At 32.6% G+C, this 20,661-nt stretch carries 25 protein-coding genes; 1 reads left to right on the top strand and 24 read right to left on the bottom strand.

The window, feature by feature from the left end; translation table 11 throughout:
• Positions 1-34: 34 nt before the first annotated feature.
• The 12 genes from AB8S09_RS02260 to AB8S09_RS02315 form a co-directional block, all read right to left on the bottom strand.
• Positions 35-865, bottom strand: a complete 831-nt coding sequence (locus tag AB8S09_RS02260) for a major tail protein (protein WP_369868410.1) — start codon at positions 863-865, stop codon at positions 35-37.
• Positions 866-868: 3 nt separating this feature from the next.
• Positions 869-1,201 (bottom strand): hypothetical protein, encoded by a 333-nt coding sequence (locus AB8S09_RS02265; protein WP_369868411.1) that lies wholly within the window; start codon positions 1,199-1,201, stop codon positions 869-871.
• On the bottom strand, positions 1,198-1,578 hold the full coding sequence (locus tag AB8S09_RS02270; protein ID WP_369868412.1) for an HK97-gp10 family putative phage morphogenesis protein: 381 nt from the start codon (positions 1,576-1,578) through the stop codon (positions 1,198-1,200). The genes AB8S09_RS02265 and AB8S09_RS02270 overlap by 4 nt, the downstream gene beginning before the upstream one ends.
• Positions 1,571-1,897, bottom strand: coding sequence for a phage head closure protein (locus AB8S09_RS02275; RefSeq protein WP_369868413.1), 327 nt, complete (start codon positions 1,895-1,897; stop codon positions 1,571-1,573). Before AB8S09_RS02275 ends, AB8S09_RS02270 begins: the two co-directional genes overlap by 8 nt.
• Positions 1,894-2,466 carry a head-tail connector protein gene (locus AB8S09_RS02280; RefSeq protein WP_369868414.1) on the bottom strand — a complete coding sequence of 191 codons (573 nt, stop codon included), beginning with the start codon at positions 2,464-2,466 and terminating at the stop codon, positions 1,894-1,896. The genes AB8S09_RS02275 and AB8S09_RS02280 overlap by 4 nt, the downstream gene beginning before the upstream one ends.
• Positions 2,467-2,524: 58 nt before the next feature.
• Entirely contained in the window at positions 2,525-2,986 is a 462-nt protein-coding gene (locus AB8S09_RS02285; protein WP_369868415.1) for a hypothetical protein, read from the bottom strand.
• Between the two features lie 74 nt (positions 2,987-3,060).
• The gene (locus AB8S09_RS02290) at positions 3,061-4,056 is read right to left on the bottom strand and encodes a hypothetical protein (protein WP_369868416.1); all 996 of its coding nucleotides are present in this window, start codon (positions 4,054-4,056) and stop codon (positions 3,061-3,063) included.
• 103 nt (positions 4,057-4,159) lie between these two features.
• The gene (locus tag AB8S09_RS02295) at positions 4,160-5,443 is read right to left on the bottom strand and encodes a phage major capsid protein (RefSeq protein ID WP_369868417.1); all 1,284 of its coding nucleotides are present in this window, start codon (positions 5,441-5,443) and stop codon (positions 4,160-4,162) included.
• A complete protein-coding gene (locus AB8S09_RS02300; protein ID WP_369868418.1) occupies positions 5,440-6,279 on the bottom strand; it encodes a head maturation protease, ClpP-related in 840 nt (279 codons plus the stop codon). Before AB8S09_RS02300 ends, AB8S09_RS02295 begins: the two co-directional genes overlap by 4 nt.
• Positions 6,272-7,552: a phage portal protein gene (locus tag AB8S09_RS02305; RefSeq protein ID WP_369868419.1), complete on the bottom strand. Its 1,281-nt coding sequence runs from the start codon at positions 7,550-7,552 to the stop codon at positions 6,272-6,274. Before AB8S09_RS02305 ends, AB8S09_RS02300 begins: the two co-directional genes overlap by 8 nt.
• Positions 7,553-7,563: 11 nt before the next feature.
• Complete coding sequence (locus AB8S09_RS02310) at positions 7,564-9,114, bottom strand: terminase large subunit (protein WP_369868420.1); 1,551 nt, start codon at positions 9,112-9,114, stop codon at positions 7,564-7,566.
• A 2-nt stretch (positions 9,115-9,116) separates the two neighbouring features.
• Complete coding sequence (locus AB8S09_RS02315; RefSeq protein ID WP_122057954.1) at positions 9,117-9,587, bottom strand: phage terminase small subunit P27 family; 471 nt, start codon at positions 9,585-9,587, stop codon at positions 9,117-9,119.
• A 117-nt stretch (positions 9,588-9,704) separates the two neighbouring features.
• Between AB8S09_RS02315 and AB8S09_RS02320 the strand changes: the two genes are divergently transcribed.
• Positions 9,705-10,073, top strand: coding sequence for a DUF1413 domain-containing protein (locus AB8S09_RS02320; RefSeq protein ID WP_369868421.1), 369 nt, complete (start codon positions 9,705-9,707; stop codon positions 10,071-10,073).
• A 32-nt stretch (positions 10,074-10,105) separates the two neighbouring features.
• Here the strand turns inward: AB8S09_RS02320 and AB8S09_RS02325 are convergent, their stop codons facing one another.
• The 12 genes from AB8S09_RS02325 to AB8S09_RS02380 all read right to left on the bottom strand — a co-directional run bounded on the left by AB8S09_RS02325 (position 10,106) and on the right by AB8S09_RS02380 (position 20,659).
• Positions 10,106-10,813, bottom strand: coding sequence for a virulence-related protein (locus tag AB8S09_RS02325; protein WP_369868422.1), 708 nt, complete (start codon positions 10,811-10,813; stop codon positions 10,106-10,108).
• Between the two features lie 237 nt (positions 10,814-11,050).
• On the bottom strand, positions 11,051-11,362 hold the full coding sequence (locus AB8S09_RS02330; protein WP_369868423.1) for a DUF6329 domain-containing protein: 312 nt from the start codon (positions 11,360-11,362) through the stop codon (positions 11,051-11,053).
• 68 nt (positions 11,363-11,430) lie between these two features.
• Positions 11,431-12,675, bottom strand: a complete 1,245-nt coding sequence (locus AB8S09_RS02335; RefSeq protein WP_369868424.1) for a site-specific DNA-methyltransferase — start codon at positions 12,673-12,675, stop codon at positions 11,431-11,433.
• Between the two features lie 286 nt (positions 12,676-12,961).
• Entirely contained in the window at positions 12,962-13,339 is a 378-nt protein-coding gene (locus tag AB8S09_RS02340) for an HNH endonuclease (RefSeq protein ID WP_369868495.1), read from the bottom strand.
• A gap of 15 nt (positions 13,340-13,354) precedes the next feature.
• Positions 13,355-13,657, bottom strand: coding sequence for a hypothetical protein (locus AB8S09_RS02345; RefSeq protein WP_369868425.1), 303 nt, complete (start codon positions 13,655-13,657; stop codon positions 13,355-13,357).
• Positions 13,658-13,969: 312 nt separating this feature from the next.
• Complete coding sequence (locus AB8S09_RS02350; RefSeq protein WP_369868426.1) at positions 13,970-15,058, bottom strand: HigA family addiction module antitoxin; 1,089 nt, start codon at positions 15,056-15,058, stop codon at positions 13,970-13,972.
• Positions 15,039-15,377 (bottom strand): hypothetical protein, encoded by a 339-nt coding sequence (locus AB8S09_RS02355; protein WP_369868427.1) that lies wholly within the window; start codon positions 15,375-15,377, stop codon positions 15,039-15,041. Before AB8S09_RS02355 ends, AB8S09_RS02350 begins: the two co-directional genes overlap by 20 nt.
• 166 nt (positions 15,378-15,543) lie before the next feature.
• Complete coding sequence (locus tag AB8S09_RS02360) at positions 15,544-16,023, bottom strand: hypothetical protein (RefSeq protein ID WP_369868428.1); 480 nt, start codon at positions 16,021-16,023, stop codon at positions 15,544-15,546.
• 21 nt (positions 16,024-16,044) lie between these two features.
• Positions 16,045-16,365: a DUF7768 domain-containing protein gene (locus AB8S09_RS02365; protein ID WP_369868429.1), complete on the bottom strand. Its 321-nt coding sequence runs from the start codon at positions 16,363-16,365 to the stop codon at positions 16,045-16,047.
• A gap of 15 nt (positions 16,366-16,380) precedes the next feature.
• On the bottom strand, positions 16,381-17,727 hold the full coding sequence (locus tag AB8S09_RS02370; protein ID WP_369868430.1) for an SNF2-related protein: 1,347 nt from the start codon (positions 17,725-17,727) through the stop codon (positions 16,381-16,383).
• Positions 17,724-18,002, bottom strand: coding sequence for a VRR-NUC domain-containing protein (locus AB8S09_RS02375; protein ID WP_369868431.1), 279 nt, complete (start codon positions 18,000-18,002; stop codon positions 17,724-17,726). Before AB8S09_RS02375 ends, AB8S09_RS02370 begins: the two co-directional genes overlap by 4 nt.
• A 254-nt stretch (positions 18,003-18,256) precedes the next feature.
• The gene (locus tag AB8S09_RS02380; RefSeq protein WP_369868432.1) at positions 18,257-20,659 is read right to left on the bottom strand and encodes a virulence-associated E family protein; all 2,403 of its coding nucleotides are present in this window, start codon (positions 20,657-20,659) and stop codon (positions 18,257-18,259) included.
• Positions 20,660-20,661: the final 2 nt, after the last annotated feature.

A 20,661-nucleotide genomic window follows, 5' to 3' on the forward strand; every position in this document is an offset into this window, starting at 1 on the left:
CCAGAAATTAACATGGCTCTTCCAAATTTTTAATTTAACCTGCAGTATATGCTGATGTTGAACTTAATACTAACCCTGCTGGTCTATTATTTTCTGTATCTGCCTTTACCCTTACCTGTACTTTTCCTATAACATAACTGCTATTTCCAACACTTTGTGGATTCGCTGTTGCTGCTGACCACGTTGCTCCACCATCTGTGCTGTATTCATAATCTGATGCTTTATCATATCCGCTAACATTAGTCCATCCAAAAGTATTAGCTGTATCATCCTGTACTGGATTAGTTGGTGCCGCTGGTATACTTATTAGTTTATACACACTGCCAAACCATGTGGCTCCACCTGTAAATCCACTATCTTCGTCAGCTGTATATTTCCACTTACCATCTGTTCTTGTAACAAATGTGCCTTTAATTTTAGGTGTCTGGAATTTTGTTTTATCTTCCTGTGATGAATGTTCTTCTTCCGGTTCACTAAATTTACCTTTAAGAAGCCATACATATCTATACTTTCCATTAGCTTTTTTAATTTTAAAACCTACAGCAACATATGGTGCTGAATCTTGAACATCTGAACACATTACTTTAGTTGCTGAATCGATCTTGTGTCCTAAAAGTTCTGCCTGTACTTCAAGTGGTAGATCCTGCGTTTCAATTTCTACATCTATCTCACCTAATGATGTAGCTGTTTCTACAGCTCTATTATCAGCATATAACGTATCTGAATTACTCTTTGGATTTATCTTTACATTTATTGCTGGTGAAATTAAAGCCGGTTTATCATAAACTGCAGTTACTTCATCTGTTAAAACAGCATAAACTAAATTTTCTACTCCTATAGGAGCACTATTTACTATTCCTGACATAACTTACTGTCCCCCTTCCATCTGAATAAAAAATCTTATTGCCTTATGATATATTTTAGTATCACTTTCAAATAAATCAGCCGCAGAAGTTCTCATAAACCCTGCGGCTTTCATAGCGTTTTTTACTTTTTCTACAATCTCTGTATAATCATTTTTGCTCCATACATCTACCTGAATATAAAAACCTGTAGCTTTTTCTTCATTATCAGCATACTGCTCACCCTGTTCTAGATAATTAAAAAAGGTTATATAAGTATTTTCTTTTCCTTTATATTTTTGAAATGAAACAGGTACTTTAAGAGGTTTTAAAGCTTCTACTACTAATTTGTTTATCACTTTAATCCTTCCCTCAAAGTTTCAGCTATAATTTCTTTTATTGTATTTTTATTTTTCTCATAAGCAGGCTGGAGGAAAGGATGGGCTGCTCTCTTACTAGTACCGAATTCAATAAACTTTCCATAAAATATTTCTGAATTATCTCCTTTATCTACACCTACAAAAATGTATTTTATCCCCTCTTTCTTTTTTACATTGGTTATCTTAAGACCTTTTTTAAGTTTCCCAGTCCTCACAGGAACATTTGCTTTTGCATCTTCAAGTACGGGTTCTGCCGCATTTTTTAATGCTTTATTTTCAAGTCTTCCTACATTTGAACCTATTTGTTGGAGCCTATTTAATATTTCATCAACACCCGTAAGTTCTATATTAGCCACTATTCTCAACCTCCAAAGCTTTTATTTCTATATATTTGTTTCTATATTTAATGTTATCTATGAAAGTTATATTGTACTGTTTATCTTCAAATAATATCCTCATATCACCTGTTATACCTTGTAGATACCTTATAGTAAACTTAACAGTTTTTTCTGCCTGCACAGCTGCAGCTGCAAAATATTCTCTTCCTATCAGATTTGATACTGCTGCCCAAACAGTTAAGTAATCCCCCCATACTTCAACTTCAAATCCGTTTTCATTTGTAGTTGTTGTAAGTTTTTGAAAGGTTATTTTATGTTTCAATTCCTCAGTTCTCATACTGGTATCACTCTATTCATACTTAATAATGAATTTCTTGCTTCTTCAATCTTAGTTCTTTCATCAGGCTTATAATCGTCATAAAGAAGTCTCATGTGGAGGATCATTGCCCATTTAACTGTTTCAGGAACATCTACTCCTGTATTTCCAAAGCCAGCTGTAAATCTTACTCTTACAGCATTAACAGATTGTAATGCTATTGTTGGCCATAGCTTACAGTATCCAAGTACAATTCTGTTAACAAAGCTATCTGTATCAACAATATAGTTACTTGAATCAAATATATATTCCTGCCCATTTGTATCATAATATTTAATATTTTCTACACTTTGAACTGGTGAACAGTTTTTAAATGAAATATAATTATCATTTGGAAAAGAATCTAATACCATTTCTAAAGTCTGGGTAATGTATTTTCTGTTTTGAAAATCCTCACAGAATTCTCTAGCCTGCTTGATCATACTGAGCAAAATAATATCATCATCACTTCCGGTTACTCTTAAATGATGTTTTGCTTCCTCCAAAGTTATAGGTTCAGCTGCAGGTGGTGTTATAATTTTTAAAGCCATAAAATCACCCCAAAAACAAAAGAGCCTAGATGGCTCCCAAAATCTAATTACCTAATATCTAATTTTTTTCATCCTCAGCATATTTATTTTCCAATATAAATTCGCCACTTGCAAAGTTTGTAGCTTGTGAACTAGCTCCAATTCTCACATTTAAACAAGTGAACCCATTATTTATATCAAGTTTAGCTGGATCAACGTGAAATATTACCTGCTTATTCTTTGCAGTATTTGCTACAGTATAACTTACTCCATCTGCTTGCCTTACTAATGTATCACTTGCTGAAACATCTTCATTTGCAAGAATAGGAACATCATTTGCTAAAGGCTTTGCACCAGTTCCTTCTATATCTTGTGCCTGATATAAAGGAATTTGTGTTGTATGCCCCACTGTTTGAGCTAGATTTACAACAACTGTTGCTGTAATAGAATTCTTTAAAGTTACATAATTACTTGTTATTGCAGCATTTGTTGTTTTAGGTTCAAATGCTTGTATTAATTTATATTTTTCAATTAATGTCATAATTCATTTTCCTCCTTCAAATAACTAAGGCAGCACTAAGGCTGCCTTACTTTAAAATTTGCATTAGATTAATTTTACCTTCTACCAAAAATAGAAAAACTTCTTCCATGCTTTAAGTATATTACCCTATAAGGATTATTACTTGGGAAATCAACATTTGTTTGGTCTATATATACATTATCACCAATTTTAAAATTACTATTTTCCTTCCACTCATCTAAATAGTGATGATTTATAAAATAATATTTTAATTGATCGTTTTCAAAATAATAGTATCCTATTAACTGATGTGGTAGCAGACCATACTTAACCATAACTTCATTATGCCTATTAAAATGCCATGGTATTCCCATATTTCTTAACTTATTCCCAACATAATCAGCATTTCTATATGTAAGGCCTTCCTCGTTAACAGGTACCCAGTAATCTAAAACAACAAATCTTTTATTAAATGAGTAATTCTTATTATTGGGCTTAAATATGCTATAATTTCCAGAACCATAAAGATAAGCAGTTTTATATCTCTTATCTCCCATTGATGTTGAAACCCATGGACTTATTGCTCTAAAATCTTTATTACCAGCAGTATGAAGAGCATAGCACAACCAGTCTTTAATAATAATTAATTCATTATACGAATCTATACTCTTAATAGCTTTCCTTATCTTATCAATAACCTCATCACTATTGACATACGGGTTACGCTTTTTAAAGTATCTATTACAATGTTTGGCAAGTTCTTCTTTGTACAAATTAACAAAACTTAACAACATCTCTTTATTTACTACATTTGGTTCCAAAAAATCCCTAACTTTAGAATTTTCCAAAAATGCATGTATAGACTTTTCTCCCCAATCAAAGATTATATCAGGTTTATCAATTATAGAATCTAAAATAGACTTTCTTCCTTCACCACGAGCTAATTTAACTAAATCATGATTTTCTTCAGATAATAATAATTGTTCTTGTAGAAACTCCTTACCTATTTCAGGTATATTTGATCCTTGACATTTGAAATATGGAATAGCGTAGATCAAATTTCTTGGTAATAGACACCCAAATACATCCATCCTTATTCCCCCAATATAAATTAACTATAATATGTATAAAAGTTATTAACTATTTTATATATATTATATCAAAACTTATACACAATAAAAATATTATATCTGCTTACCTATCCCCCAAAGTAACAAATGGACTCAAATAACTAGCACCTTTATAAGGTGTAATAGGTTTACTTCTATATGGAGCACCATTGAATTTATAAATAAATCTAAATACCTGCTCATCATACAAGAATCTTACATGTATTGACACATCTGCTGTTGGTGCCTTTTTATCTATTCCAATATACTGGGTTGGATCTGCAAGTATGATGTCTCCCTTTTTACCAAGCACAGAACACTGCTCTATTGGAATTATTGGTCTATTTAAAAGAGTGCTGTACTGTGAACTTGAAGCTCCTCCAGATGGTAAAAATACAGGTGCTCCTCCTGTTCCTATATTAAGTGCCATTGTGTAAAGCTGTGGTTCTATTTCTTGATTAATATACCACACGGCATTAGCTCTAAGCCTTGCGGGCACTGAACTCCACATTTTAAGTATATTTTCATACTTTATAGTTCCTGCAGCTTGATCTTTTTCTTTTGCTACAGTTACAAGTGCATCTGAATTTAATACTCCAAGCGGCATTCCTACACCAGTACCATTTATAATTGCATCATCTATTTTGAAACTCATTTCATCAGCATAAGCTTGTTTTACTATTGCCTCAAGAGCTGTTGCATCCTGAAGTAAATCATCTGTAACATAACAAAGTGCCAGTAATTTTTGAAGTGCCATATCAATTTCTCTGAATTTAGGTTTTGATTTTGTAACAGTTTCTGCTTCAGCTATCCAGTAAGCTTGAACACCGCCCCATCTGCTTCCATTTGCTCTGCTAGTTTCATCAATTCCAAGAGTTCTTAGTCTATTTGTATTTGCACCAATTGGAATCATTCTTATTCTGTTTGCAACCTGGCTTTCTGACATCATAACATCAAACATATCCTGTATAAAATCATTTTCCAGCATAAAGCCGCCTTCAGACGTTACACTTTCATTCAAACCTGATGCTGAATTTTGATATATGAGTCTATTATCCATTATTCCACCTGGTGAAGATGCCTTTGCTACAGCTTGAAGAAATTCTCCCATGCCGCCTTTCCATTTTTTATCATTAGGATCTTTAGGCTTTGCATATATAGGCTCATTTACTGGTGTCTTATTAAGCTTTTCTCTTTCTTTCAGCTTGTCTTCTGCTTCTATTGTTTTTTCAAGATTTTTAATTTCTACCTCTAAATCATCATATAACTTTTGCTCTTCTTCATTCATTGCTCTTGCTGCATCAATTGCACCTTGTACTACAGCTGCTTGTGAGTCAAGTTTTTGTTTTAATATTTCTTTTAAACTCATATATTAAATCTCCTCTCATGAATTTCATTTAACTTTTTGTATAAATCTATAGGAACCTGCTTTTCATCCTTAGCTGTTGGATTTTTATTATTGTCTGTAACTTTTTCTTTAATTTCTTCTATGTTAACAGGCTGTTCTTTAAGCTTATTAATTTTACTTTCACTTGGAATTGACTCTTTAAACTGAATTTTGCCTACTTGAAGATTTTTATATCTAGTAATATCAACCTTTAATCCATTAATAGCAAATATTCTATTATTCAACGAAGCTGCTACTTGTTTTTCTTCTTCAATTTCATCTGCAAAACCAAATTCTACTGCTTCCTCTGCTGTCATCCATGTTTCTGCATCCATCAGTTCAACTATACTTTCTTTCTCCATTCCTGTTTTATCCTCATATACTGAGATCATACTTTCTCTTACTTTATCTAAATCATCAGCTAATTTTCTAAAATCATTTGCATTCCCCATACCAAAAGACCAGGGATTGTGCACCATAAGCATTGCATTTTTAGGCATTTTAACTCTATCTCCTGCCATAGCAATTATTGAAGCTATACTTGCTGCAAGTCCATCCACATAAACATTAACTGTTGCACTATGCCTTTTTAGCATTGAATATATCGCCTGTCCTGCAAACACATCACCGCCGCCACTGTTTATATAAACATTTAAGGTTTTAATATCTCCAAGTGAGTCTAATTCTTCCTTAAAATTTTTAGGTGTAATTTCATCTCCCCACCAAGTGGAGTCACTTATATCTCCATATAAAAGAAGCTCTCCTTCATCACTATTTTCTTTTGCATTAAACTTCCAAAACTTCTTACATTTACTCACGCTTTTCACCACCTTTTGAAATCATTTCATATATTTTCTCCGCCAATTCCTTATTTTTATTTTCTATGTCAACAGAACCTGCTTCACTCATATTTAAAGGCTGTAAATATATATCTCCATTTTCAATTGGGTCCATGTTTTCAAGTCTTCTTATATCATTTACACTTAGCCAACCCCATTGTCTGCCCTGTGCATAAGCTGAAGCTCTAGTCTGGGCATCTCCTCTTAAAAGTGCATCCACTTTAAACTCGAAATATCTATTTTTTCTTTTTGATTCATTTGAAAGCAACTGCAAATTCAAATTTTCTTCCCATCTTTTAAACCAGGGGAGCATTGTATAAACAATGAATTCAAGACTTTGGTGTTCTATGTTATTGTTGGTTGACCTTGTTAAATCTTGTACCAAATGAAGTGGTATTCTAAATATCCTACACACATCTTCTATCCTAAATCTCTTGGATTCTAAAAACTGTGCATCAGTAAGTTTCATAGTAACTTCTTTAAATTGACCTCCACCCTCAAGTATCATAGGCACTCCTGCATTAGAAAGCCCTGTATAATTTTTCTTTATGTCCTTTTTTAATCTCTTAAAAGCTTCGTCTCCTAGCTCATTAGGATACTGAAATATTCCACTTGTCGATGCCCTATTAAGATAAAAATTTCTTTCAAACTTGTCTTGAGATAATCCAATATCAATAGTTAACGCCGCATAAGTTAGAGGTGTTACTCCTATATAGCCATCCAAAGTTAACCCCGGTATATGCAGTATTTCATCTCTTGTCTTCGGCTCAGTTTTACCATCAATAAAGTAAAGAAGCCTTCCTGTGTCTTTATCTATATCAATCCTTACTCTATTCCATAAAATAGGTCTAAGTTCTAATAAATCACCATGAAGATTAAATACCTTTTGAGCTATAAAGTTTCCACCTAAGTTCATATTACTCATTCCTGTTTCCTTAAACTGCCCCGGTGTCATTTCTGGATTTGGATTATAATGCATCAGCTGATATTCTGGAGCATCTGTAACTTGAACTCTATTGCCTTTACTGTCTTTCTCATATAAAAATATAGGACAACTAGCAAGAGTTTCTGAAAGTACCCTGTTACAAGCAAAAACTGCTGTAAAACTCATAGCTGTATTAGCATCTATAGTTGTATTATCTGCTGTAGGAACATCTTCTCCACTTAAAAAATCCTGAGAATATTTCTGCAGGACTTCAAATAATGCATTCTGTGGAGTAAGAAAAAGCTTACATCTATCTATAAATTTCAAAACATCACTTCCTAATCAAGTAAACTTCTCATTCCTCTTTTTTCATAAACTGATTCTTTAGATTCATGTCTTATTGCCCTATCAAGAGCCATTATTAAAGCTACAGCTCCATCTATTTTTTCAGTAGACTTTTCTTTATCAGGTTTTATGTTTCCAGCTGGATCAGTCCTCACAAATATGTTGTCCATCATCCAACTTAATACAGGATGTCCTCCATGAGCTATTTTCTGTTCTAGAGTTATTTTCATAAGCTCTTTCGTTGGTGGACTCATATCCTTATAGCCTTGACCAAAGGGAACTACAGTAAAACCTAAGCCGTCTAAGTTTTGAACCATCTGCACAGCTCCCCAGCGGTCAAAAGCTATTTCTTTTATATTAAATTGTGTCCCAAGTTTATCTATAAAATTTTCAATAAAAGCATAATGAATAACATTTCCTTCTGTAGTTTCAAGAAAACCCTGTTTCTTCCATACATCATAAGGAACATGATCTCTTTTTACTCTAAGTTTCAAATTATCTTCTGGTATCCAGAAGAAAGGTAAAACATAATATTTATCATCCTCAGTTATTGGGGGAAATACTAAAACAAAGGCAGTAATATCATTAGTACTTGAAAGATCCAAGCCGCCATAACATTCTCTACCTTTAAGTTTTTCAATATTAACTTCAAAAGAGCACTTGTTCCAAACATCCATAGGCATCCATCTTACAGATTGTTTAACCCATTGATTAAGTCTAAGCTGCCTGAATATATTTTCTTCAGCTGGATTTTCCTTTGCACTATTAAAAGCATTCCTAACCTTTTCTATATCAATGGTATGCCCTAGTGATGGATTAGCTTTATACCAATTCTCCTCTAAGCTCCAATCATCCTCATCTTTAATTCCATATATCACAGGATAAAAAGTTTTATCAATTTTCTTACCTCTTAAAATGTCTTCTGCCTTTTGATGTACCTCATAGCATATAGAATTTCTATCTGTTCCAGCCGTTGTAATTAAAAAGAACAGCGGCTGCATTCTTGCATCACCACTGCCCTTTGTCATAACATCATATAATTCTCTATTAGGTTGTGCATGTAGCTCATCAAAAATTACTCCATGAACATTAAGTCCATGTTTTGAAAAAGCCTCCGATGACAAAACTTGATAAAAGCTTCCAAGAGGCATATACACTAATCTCTTTTGAGATATTACAGGCTTTATTCTTTTTTTAAGTGCCGGACATTGGTCAACCATATCTACTGCTACATCAAAAACTATAGATGCCTGCTGCCTGTCTGCGGCACAGCCATAAACTTCAGCCCCCCATTCATTATCTGCACAGGTAAGGTAAAGAGCTATAGCTGCGGCAATTTCACTTTTTCCATTTTTCTTTGGAATTTCTACATAAGCCGTATTGTACTGTCTAAATCCATTTTCTTTAACATTTCCAAATATGTCTCTTATAATTTTATCCTGCCAGGGTAATAAATCAAAGGGAACTCCATGCCACACGCCCTTTGTGTGCTTAAGATTATTTATGAACTTTACTACCTTTTCTGCTTTCTTTTCGTCAAACATCTTCACACCATCCTTAGAATGTCTTCCATAGGATCATCAGTTTTACCTGTTTCTGTACCTACCCTAATCCTAGTACGAGATGATGGTGTTAATCCAAATTCAGAGCAAAAGTCTTTCATAATTTTAAGATAAGTTTGAGCAATAGAAACCTGCGGTACCTGTTGAATATATCCTGATGGTGTTTTAAAAATAGTACCATGCTTTGTTAAAAACTCTTCTGCTTCTTTCCATCTTGCATAAGCCTGGCAGTATCCAGCAAAAGCAGCCGCATCTACTTTTGTAAGTACACCTATTTTCTCTAATGTCTTTGTCATCCTTCTCCATTCTTTTTTAGCTTCTGGTTCAAGCCATGACGGACATTTTGGAGCTTTCTTTTCGGGTTTTGGTTCATTTATATTTAATGGTCTTTTTCCTGGATTTCCTTCAAGAACTTTTAGAGCTGTTGGTTTTGGTTTTCTTCCTCTTGTCGCCATGGTTTCACCTCCTAATTTTTTAATTAATTATTGACATTTTATCTTTTATTCAATACAATGTAATTACATACTATGACATTCATACTATGTAATTACATTGTTGAAAGGATGATAATTATGCCTCAAATTACTTTAAGAGTTTCAAAATCCACCTTAAAAAAACTTCAAAAATATGCAGATGCTAAAAATTTAACAGTAACTGACTATCTTATATCCCAAGCATTACCTAACTATATTGACGAAATATTAACTGTTGGTAAAGTTCTTGATAAACTACCTTCTAAAAAATCAGGTAATGTTTTCTCAATTAAGGATTTATTCTCTGCTAGTGATTGGAGCAATTCTACACCTGGTAGTCACATATCAACTGGAAGACTATTTTTTCAAGCATATGAAAAAAATCAATTTAATTTAAAATCACGCATTGAATTTCTTGGAAAAAATTCAGCAAACCTTGCAATTTATAAAAAACTTACTGATAATTAATCGAGTAATCAAAAAGTAATAGGATCTTCCTATTACTTTTTTCTAAAAGCACTGTTGCCATCTAGCTTACTAAGTAATTGATTCCTTGCCTCTTTATACCTATCTCCTATAAATCCAAGCCTTAAAAGCCAGGTTCTAAAGGTGTATTTTTCATTATCCGTTTGCCTTTCCTTTGGAGAAGAATGTTTAAACTTCTTTGAGCTTTCATTAAGTGCCTCAACAAATTGGTCAGCAATTTCAGCATCCTCAATTCCTTTTATAAATTTAAATTCTAAAGTTTTCTTTTCAAAATCGAAACTAATACCCGGACACTTTTCTGCTCCAATTTCTAAAACTGCTGTTTTAAAATCTTCAATACTTACAATTCTTATATTGTTTATACCTTCCACAAATTCTCCTGTAACAATATCCGTTTCAATTGCTAATGCCTTTTTTATAAGAGTCTGCTTGCTGCTTATCATATTTATTAAATTTCTTAAGGTGATCCCTGTATGCCCAGCCATTGAGAATATAATTTCTGAATGCTCAGTCTCTGCTTTTATACTTTCTTCTTGAAAATCATTTAACAATTCTTCAAGTTCTACTTCTATGCCTTCTGAATTTTTGATACCGCCTTCTTTATCAACAGTTATAACTCCTTGTAGTGATTTAATTTGATAAGCAAAACTTGGTACCCCCATATATTCTGGTTTCACACCAAAATGCTCACCTAATATTCTTACAGCTTCTTTTCTTTCCAAATCAATTACCTCCTGTGCTTTTTGTTATTACATTAATCACTCTAAAACACAGATATATCAAGTTATTTATGAAGGTTTATTTCCTTTGAATAAAGGCTAATATGAGTACCAAGGCGGTGATATCAATGAAAAAATCAAGTTTCATAAGAATAGATACCCTTATAACTATTTCAGCAATTATGCTTTTTATATTAGCATCAGTTAAATTTATACACTAAAAAAAGCCCAGCAAGCTTTTTATTTTTCTATGGCTGTATATCTTGGGTATGTATATCCTTCTGAATCTACCAAGATGCTTTCATTTGTTTTTGTATTTTTTGCTCTTATGCATCTCAACTCACCTTTTTCATTGCAGCCGCCATCTTCTTCTGATATCCATGTTTGATCCTTCCAAAGTTCCTTTTCAAACTGTTCAAATTCATCATCAATTAATTCAATTTCTTTTATAACTTCATAAGCTGTTCCTCTCATTCCATCCTTTTTAGCTTCTTTTGTAAATTCCTCAAGTTCCTTTAAATTTAAAACCTTTCTTCCAAATAATGCTTTCATTTTGTTTTCCTCCATGTGCTTTTTTGTTATACTATATATCACTCTAAAGCACAGTAATAGCAAGAGTCTTATTCAACTTTAAGCACATTTTTATATTCTATATTTTTGCCATCTCTAATTAGAAAAACTCCTTCATTCCCAGCAGTTTCTATATATCTTTTTACAATAACATCACAATATTTTTGATCAAGCTCTACTGCATAACATATCCTATCTGTTTGTTCACAGGCAATTAAAGTAGATCCACTTCCTGCAAAAGGCTCGAATACTATACAGTTTGTCATGCTGCTGTTCTTAATTGGATATGCTATTAATGGTACTGGCTTCATTGTTGGATGTTCTGGACTTTTGCTCGGTCTATCAAAATTCCATACAGTTGTCTGTTTTCTGTCTGAATACCATCTATGCTTACCTGTTGGTTTCCATCCATAAAGTACAGGCTCATGCTGGAATTGATAATCACTTCTTCCTAAAACCAATGACTGTTTTACCCAAACACATACACTTGAAAGATGAAAGCCAGCCTCTTTAAAAGCCTTTCTAAAGTTCAATCCTTCTGTATCCGCATGGAAAATATACGCTCCCGCACCATCATCCAATACTAAATAGATATTTTTAAAAGCAGCCAATAAAAATTCATGAAAACTCTTATCATCCATGCTGTCATTTTTTATAACTCTTTCATTTTCTTTTCCTGCTGAATAATTAACGTTGTAAGGTGGATCGGTAACGCATAGATTAGCTTTCTTTCCATTCATAAGCTTTTCAACATCAGAAGTTTTAGTGCTGTCACCACATATTAACCTGTGTTTTCCTAAGATCCACAGATCACCTGCTCTTGTTATAGGTTCTTCTATTTCTTCAAGAGCCTTATCTGCATCAAAGTTATCGTCACTAACATCTTTATCATGAACTTTAGAAAATAAATCTTCTATCTCTGCTGCATCAAATCCAGTAAGAGAGATATCAAACATAGATTTATCAAGCTCATCTAAAATATCAGCTAACTTTGGCATATCCCATTCTCCACTTACTTTATTAAGAGCTACATTTAACGCCTTCTCCTTATCTGAACTTATATCAACGACTACACATTCAATTTCCTTCGCACCTTCCTGCTTTAAAACTTTAAATCTTTGATGTCCCCCTACAATATTTCCTGTTTTCTTATTCCAAATTACAGGTTCTACATATCCAAAAGTTTCAATTGATCTTTTAAGCTTTTCATATTCAGGATCTCCCGGCTTTAAATCTTTTCTTGGATTATATTTAGCTGGATTAAGCTTTTTAACAGATACCTTTTGAATCTCCAAATTATCACCTTCCTTAAAAGCAAATAGAAAACACCTTAAAAAGTATATTTTTAATTTAACTTCTTAAGGTGCAAAACTTTCTGTAATTCCTTTAAAATTCAACATTCTTCATATTTGATTTTTAGCCTATACCCCCCTATGGAATTTTGCGATTTTTCACACGAAGGGGGCCACCCGGCCTTTTCGGCACAACCCCAGAGGAAATTATACCCCCTACCTCTTCCTACTCCTTTGAAAAATTATCAACATGTTGTCCACAGGTTATAAACAAGTTTCTGTTGATAACTTAATAAGAATAAACTTCATTCTTGTTTCCAAACCTACCATCTTCCTTTGCAGTCTTAACATCATGATGATGCTTACATAAAGATTGCCAGTTACTCTCATCCCAGAAAAGTTCTTCATTACCTTTGTGAGGTATAACATGATCAACTACTTCTGCGGCGGTAACTACACCTTCTCTTTTACATTCTTCACAAAGAGGATGCTCTTTTAAAAATTGTTTTCTAAGTTTTCTCCATCTACCGTTGTAGAGTTTCTTAAAAGGTCTGCTTGTCTTGTTGTACTTATTTTCTATTTCCTTTTGATGTTTGCTACAGTATCTTTCACTTGTAAGTTCAGGACATCCTGGATAACTACAAGGTCTTTGATGTTTAAATGGCACAACTTTCACCTCTACTCATTTAAGTACAGCCTGTGTTATTTTAATTAGCTGATCCTTATTTAAGGCTTCTAAATATTTTTGTCTTTCTTTGTATGAACATTCTTCAAGACGTTTTCTATTTCTACCTTGCCTTATAAAAATCCCTGATAGTCTCAAATCATCTCTAGTTGACTCTAAGTAATGCCTTCTCCAAATATTATAATAACTAACTGCATCTCCTTCATTAAGTCCTCGTGCCATAAGTTTTTTAATACCAGTAGCTCTACAATATCCTTCAAAGTTATTACAAAGATTATATATTTTTTCTAGGTCTATCATTTTTGTTAACCCTCTTACTTTTTCTTATACATCCTGGAAACATACAAAATATAAGGTCACCGCTTATTTTGTCACTCCATACACATCTTCTGCATTTATTCATAATTCCTCCAACAATAAAAAAAGCCACCAAGGAAAATTCCTCAGAAGCTATATTTAATTTTACTTATGAAAAACCTCTCAGATTGCTCTAAGAGGTTTTTATACATTTCTACACTTTAAATTATAACACACGTTTTGGGGATTATTACTGCCAACTTTCAATCAACTTTTCTACTGTTGACTAACTGTTTCCTAACACAAAAGTATCAGTTAATTACTTTTATTTGAAACAATTTCAAAAGATGGTCTTAAATCACTATACATTTTATAATCTATTAATCTATCATGAAGTAGCCTACCTACTAGTATACATGGTGCAATTCCAATTTCATGAGAATACTTAATTATAGAACTTTTGTTCTTATAATTGCATTCTGAAATAAACTCATTGTATAATTTATTAGGGATAAGATAGTCACTAGCCATCTTATCCGCCTCATTTTCACTATCATCATTTTCATAATTAATATGGAACTCTTTCTTTGAATGATTTATTAAATGAGCTAACTCATGGAAAAAAGTAAACCAAAATATATCTGCTCTTTTACCTCTAACACTTAAAGCTAATATAGCTTTATTGTTTCTCCATATTGTTGCTCCAAATATATAAGTTTTAGGCAAATCTTGTACTAGCATTAATGCAACTCCACATTTAGCACATAGTTCTTTGATCTCAGGATAAAACTCACTAGGTTCGCTCAATGTCAATTTCCTAAAAGTTGGAATTAAATTTTTTAATTTATTTTTATTAAATTCTTCAACCTCTATAGATTGCCCTTTAAGTTCTGCTCTTCTCAACCATGCTAAAACACTCAAATCAGATATTTCATTCCTTAGCTTTTGTTTTCTAAACATCACATTATATGACGTTTGTATTAAAGACAAGTTGGCTACTCCAAAAAATTCTCTACAATTAGTTACTCTTTGTTTCTTATCTGTCGTTTCCTCAACCCATCCAAACTTACTCATTTTATTATACGGAATTTTCTTTACAATATCCAAGTCAAGTGCTAATTCTTCTTCTTTCTCAATCCTGGATTTATCAAGTTGATATTGTGTTTCTAATTTCATCCAAAATTCAGCACTCGGCCCGATAACAGTTTCCAAACGTAGAGCCGTCTCATAAGTTATTGGGGCATTACCATTAAGAACATTACTTAAGTGTTTTGGTGTTATTCCAAGTCTAGCAGCTAATTCTTCTTGATTCATTCCTAAATACTCCATATTCTCACGAATTGTATCTCCTGGAGGTATAGCAATAGCAGGCATAAATTTATTATTATCTTTTTTGTTTTCCATGGTAATCGATCACCTCCTCAATTCTTACAATGTTAATACACTCTAGTTTATTGATGTCACCTTTTTTTTCTAAAATAGGCTTAAATACTAATCTAAACGGGTGAACTAAATCAACTGCATATTCATCTGCTCTAGCTCCTTCTAATTGATGTAGCCTTGCCGCTGGAATTTTACTTATATCTAACAAACTCTTAGCTCCATTTAATTCTGCAACTCTTTGAGTTAACTTATTCCCAATTTTTGCACCATACTCTCTTTGAGCTATTTTAGGATTCTCACATTGTTTTTTTATTTTACTAGACTTAAATTCTAAATTCATTATATAATATTATACCCTCCATAGTCAAATTTTATTAACCTAGTAGGTTAATTTTTTTATATTTTTCTCTACCATATTAAACAAATTATACTATGAATATACTATTTTACTCATATATTTTCAAATAAAAATATTTCTAATTTATGATATAATATCAGTAGACCAGCTATATGGCCAGTCTACTGATATTATACATTGCAATTATTTCTTCTATTCCCTTTTTTCTATACCTATTTACAGTATTTTCACTTATAAATAGTTCATTTCCAATGTATTTCAATGATTTTTTATTTATATACACCCCTTTAATAACCTCTTTTATTTTAGTTTGTAATCTATCTATACAGTAATTTAATCTTGTAATTTCAAATTCTGTAGCCTTAATCATTTTAATAATTTCTTCTTTAGTTTCATTATTTATTCTTTTAACTACCTCGTCATATATTAATGCTATTTTGCAGGTTTTATCTGAAATACTGCTTGTTGAAATTTTCTCATCATTTGGCGAAGAAAAATTTAGTGATTCTATGACCTCATCTGATTCTACATCTTTAAAAGTTTTTAATTCAAACTTCATCTGCTCAACATCCTTCACTATTTCGTTATAATTTTTCAAAAGATACTCCACATATTCTCTAGTTTCCATAACAAACCTCCTAAACTAGTTCTATATTCTTTTACAATCAGAGCTAAATCTTATCACAGGCATTTCAAGTTTTTCAGCTATTTTAATTTCACCCTTCATCCCATCAGATATCATATTTCCAAAGACCCATAATTCATCACAATGCTTTAAAAGTTCAAGTCCGAGATTCATTCCTTTTTTGCGTTCTTCTTCAATATCATCATCAAGGAGCTGTGTAAATATCGTATGTGGTGCAAGTGGCAATACCCCTTCTTTTACAGCAAAATGACAATAGTTATTTGCGCGTTCTTTATTCTTTTCAACATCGCCCCTAAGTGGAGAACAGATATAAACAAGTTTCATGTGTATTCCTCCTCGTCACTTTATATTATTAAGTCTTGCTTTTACTGCCTGAAGTAGTGCTTCCTGTCCTACTTCTTTATTTTGAAGTGCTTTCATTACATCTTCATCCATAGTTCCTTTTGCTACTAAATGATGCACTATTACATTTTGCTTCTGTCCCTGCCTATACAATCTGGCATTAGCCTGCTGATAAAGTTCTAGGCTCCAGGTAAGTCCAAACCAAACTATTATATTTCCTCCTGCCTGAAGATTAAGTCCATGTCCTGCTGATGCCGGATGCACTAACATTATAGGAATTTCTCCTTTATTCCAGGCTTTAATATCCTCTGATGTTTTTAATTCTTTTGCTTTAAAATATTTTTGAAGCCTATCTCTATCATGTTTATAGGAATAAAATATAAGTACTGGCTTTCCATTAGCAGCTTCAATAACATCCTCTAGGGCTTTTATTTTTTCATCATGAATTTCTAAAACATCACCATTCTCATCATATACAGCACCATTTGCTATTTGAAGTAACTTATTTGTAAGTACAGCAGCATTATTTGCAACTACATCTGAATCTTTAAATGGGAGAAGTAAATCTCTTTCTAGTTGCTTGTACTTATTCATTGCTGCTTTTGATAAATTAATTTTTATTATATTATTTATCCTATCTGGAAGTTTTAAATAATCTTCTGCTTTCATGCTTACACATATATCTTTTAATTTTTCATAAATATGTTCTTTTGCCCCTTCTTTAGGCTTATAGCTAAATATCACATTCTGATTTCTTTTATCCGGTAAAAAATATCTTTCTCTATATCCTGTTATTGTTCTTCCAAGTCTTTCTCCTCCATCTAAAAGATAAATCTCTGACCATAAATCCATAAGTCCATTTGGTGCTGGTGTTCCTGTAAGTCCCACTATTCTTTTAGGTTTTACTTTTCTTAATGCCTTAAATCTTTGAGATCTTGAAGACTTAAAACTTGAAAGTTCATCTATAACAACCATATCAAAAGGCCAATATCTCCCATAATATTTCACAAGCCACACCACATTTTCTCTGTTTATAACATAAATATCTGCTTTATAATTTAATGTTGCTGTACGTTCTTTCTCTGTTCCTAGTACTTTTGATATTTTTAGATGTTTTAAATGATCCCACTTTTCACTTTCACTGGTCCAGGTATCTTCTGCTACTCTGAGTGGAGCTATAACTAAAACTTTTGTAACATCAAAATAGTCATACATAAGTTCATCTATGGCTGTAAGTGTTACTACAGTCTTTCCAAGTCCCATGTCCATTAAAAGTCCTGCTTTTTCTTTATCTAAAATCCACTGTGCAGCATACTTCTGATAATTATGAGGTTTATAAATCACAGCATCATCTCCTGAATAAAATCATTAACTGCTTTAAAACTATCTATTAGGTAAACTTTAAAACCTAAAGTTTCAAGCTGTTTTTTTCTTTTAAGCTGCAGAACTCTCATTTTTTTACCTGGTGCTTTAAGTTCTACAAATGCAACTTTTCCTTTAGGCATTAAAACAATTCTATCTGGCACACCTGCTAAACCAGGCGATACAAACTTTAGTGCCATACCACCACGTTTTTTAACTTCAATTTTTAATTTATTTTCAATCTTACTTTCTAACATTCCATACCCCTATTTTAGTTGTACACAACTACATATGGCTTATTTACTAGCTTTTAAAACATCCCGGGACAAGTGGACAACTTGGACACTGGTTTCTTATATACATATACGCATATAGGAACATACATATATACTATTATCTCTAATTCATATATCTCTATATAAAATAGTTGTCCCACTTGTCCTAATAAGCCTTTAAGTCCTTGTTATATACAGCCTTAAAGCTTGGGACATGGTATGGGACAAGTTAATATTTATTGTCCCTTAGTTTCTCTTTTAAATACTCTTTGTCTGCCATAAATAGGTAGGCGAATCCTATCATTATCTTTTTTCCATCCTTCAATTTTTCTCATTATTCCACCTATTTCGTATGAATCTGATTTTTTAAGAGTACTTGCATCTTTTCCAAATAATTCACACCATATCTCCATTATGCAAACATACTCACGTTTTACTGTTCCCACAACTTTTGGTGCTAAATCATCATCACATCTTAAGAAACTTCTTCTCTCATATAAATCCATATCCACCCAATTATCAGGTAAAAGTTTGTCTAAGTATTCTCTAACTACACCTTCTCTTTCATCACTTTCAAAAGCTTCAATTTGTGCTTTTTCTGCTGCTTCATTTAATGAACTACCTAATATTAAAGATTCACCTTTGTTATACATCTCTAATGCTTCAGACCATATTTGATCTATATCCTTTATATCCCAGGGTTTTAATCTAGAATTTCTATAAACTTTTACAGGCCAGAATCGTCTTCCACCTGTAGTATCTCTTAAAAATCCTGTTTCCTTATTAGTAGAGCCCACAATAATACACTGCCTTGGGTGTTCTTCCACTGTACGCCCATAGCTAGCTCTAAACTTATCATCCTGCCTTGTTAAAAAGGACTTTAGTGTATCTTCATCAACTTTTTTAATACCCGCCAATTCTCCAATTTCTAATATCCAATTACCTTGAAGTTTTTCTGCTGCTGTCTTATCATGCATATCTGATATAGTTAAAGAATCACTAAAAAACTTTCCACCTAATTTTGATAAAAGAGTACTTTTTCCTATTCCCTGTTGGCCATTTAAAACAAGTATGGTATCAAATTTAATTCCCGGTTTCATAATTCTAGCTATTGCCCCACACAAAGTTTTACGGGTAACTGCTCTAACATATTCACTATCCTCTGCACCTAAATATTTAATAAGCAGTGTATCTACACGTTCTATTCCATCCCATTTAGTAAGAGAATTTAAATATTCTTTTACAGGATGAAAAGATTTCTCCATAGCAACTTTTAAAAGTGCGTCCTGACATTTACTTGGAGCCCACAGTTTATAATTTTTCTCAAGATAACAGGATAATCCCGCATCATCACCTTTAGACCAACCAACCTTTAACCTTTTCCAAGGCATATCACTTAATGTTTCTATTCTTTCGCTGTGTTCATTATAAGCAATTCCTTTTAAAGCAGGATCATGCCCAATTATAAGTACAAAATTTGTTAAAGTTGTTTTAAACTCACCTTTTGAATTAATCTCTAGTTTATCTATCCAATCATCACCTGCAGCAAAATCCTCTCTAGCATTTTTAATGTGCTCCTCTGCTATCTGTCTTTTCACTTCATTATCTTTCATTGAAAACTCCTGCATTGCTTTGAAAGATGGCATTCTATTTATTGGTGTTCCTTCTTTAACATCTACATCTAGATTACCAAACTTATGGAGCCTTACTAAATCAAATGCATTACAAAGTTTACCTGACACCGGATCTGTTCCATGGTGAGAATAAGCAAAGTCACCATTTTCATAAATAACAAGTCCTCCTGAAGTTGAACCTTTAGTATAAGTGTATCTATTCTCATCAGCACATGGTGCATAGGTGTCACTTAAAAACTTTTCTACAGCATCCATTACTGTATAACTTCTGCAGAAAGCTCCTATTATGCCGCCTTTTTCTCTTGGATTTCCCTGCTTATCTGCCAACTTTTCTCTCTTTTTTATACTTCTCGAAGATTCAGGCCAAAATGAAGTATCATGCCAATCTTCATATTTATTTAAAACTTCATCTGGATTTAACCACTTTTCATCTATATATTCAAAAACAAATTCTCCATCTTGTGATGTAGAAGGCCAGTACATAAGCCTTGAAGGTTCATATGTTGTATCATCAAAATAATCTATACCTATATCAGATGCAACCATTCTGGATACAGCTCCGTACTCCTCTGGATTTACTTGTCTGCTTAGAGGAATGATCAACCTGAACCTCGGCTTATTTTTGCTGTGCTTATGGGTTGTATATATACAGCATCCAAAATCAAATAACATTTCAATGGTATCCCATAATCCCTCTTTTCCATAATCAACATCTAAAGTAAGAAGGCATCTATTTAATAGTGAATTACTTTTTCTTCTTCCATTTTTTAAAGTACCACCAACAAAACCTCCAACATCTTTAACGTTATCCTGCTCACCCTTTGAAAATTTTTTATATTCTTCATAGGTTTCTGCTGTCTTTGTAGTTTGACTCACTCTATCTAAAAACTCTGACCATTTCATTTGTTTATTTTTCCACTTTAATTCTTTACGATTTCTACCTACAGCAATATTAATAATCCCATCATTCTTCAACTTTATTTTAGAATTAACCTCAGTGTTCATAC

Origin of the sequence: Clostridium lapidicellarium (genome assembly GCF_041224415.1) — a bacterium.
Taxonomy (GTDB): Bacteria; Bacillota; Clostridia; order Clostridiales; family Clostridiaceae; genus Clostridium_B; species Clostridium_B lapidicellarium.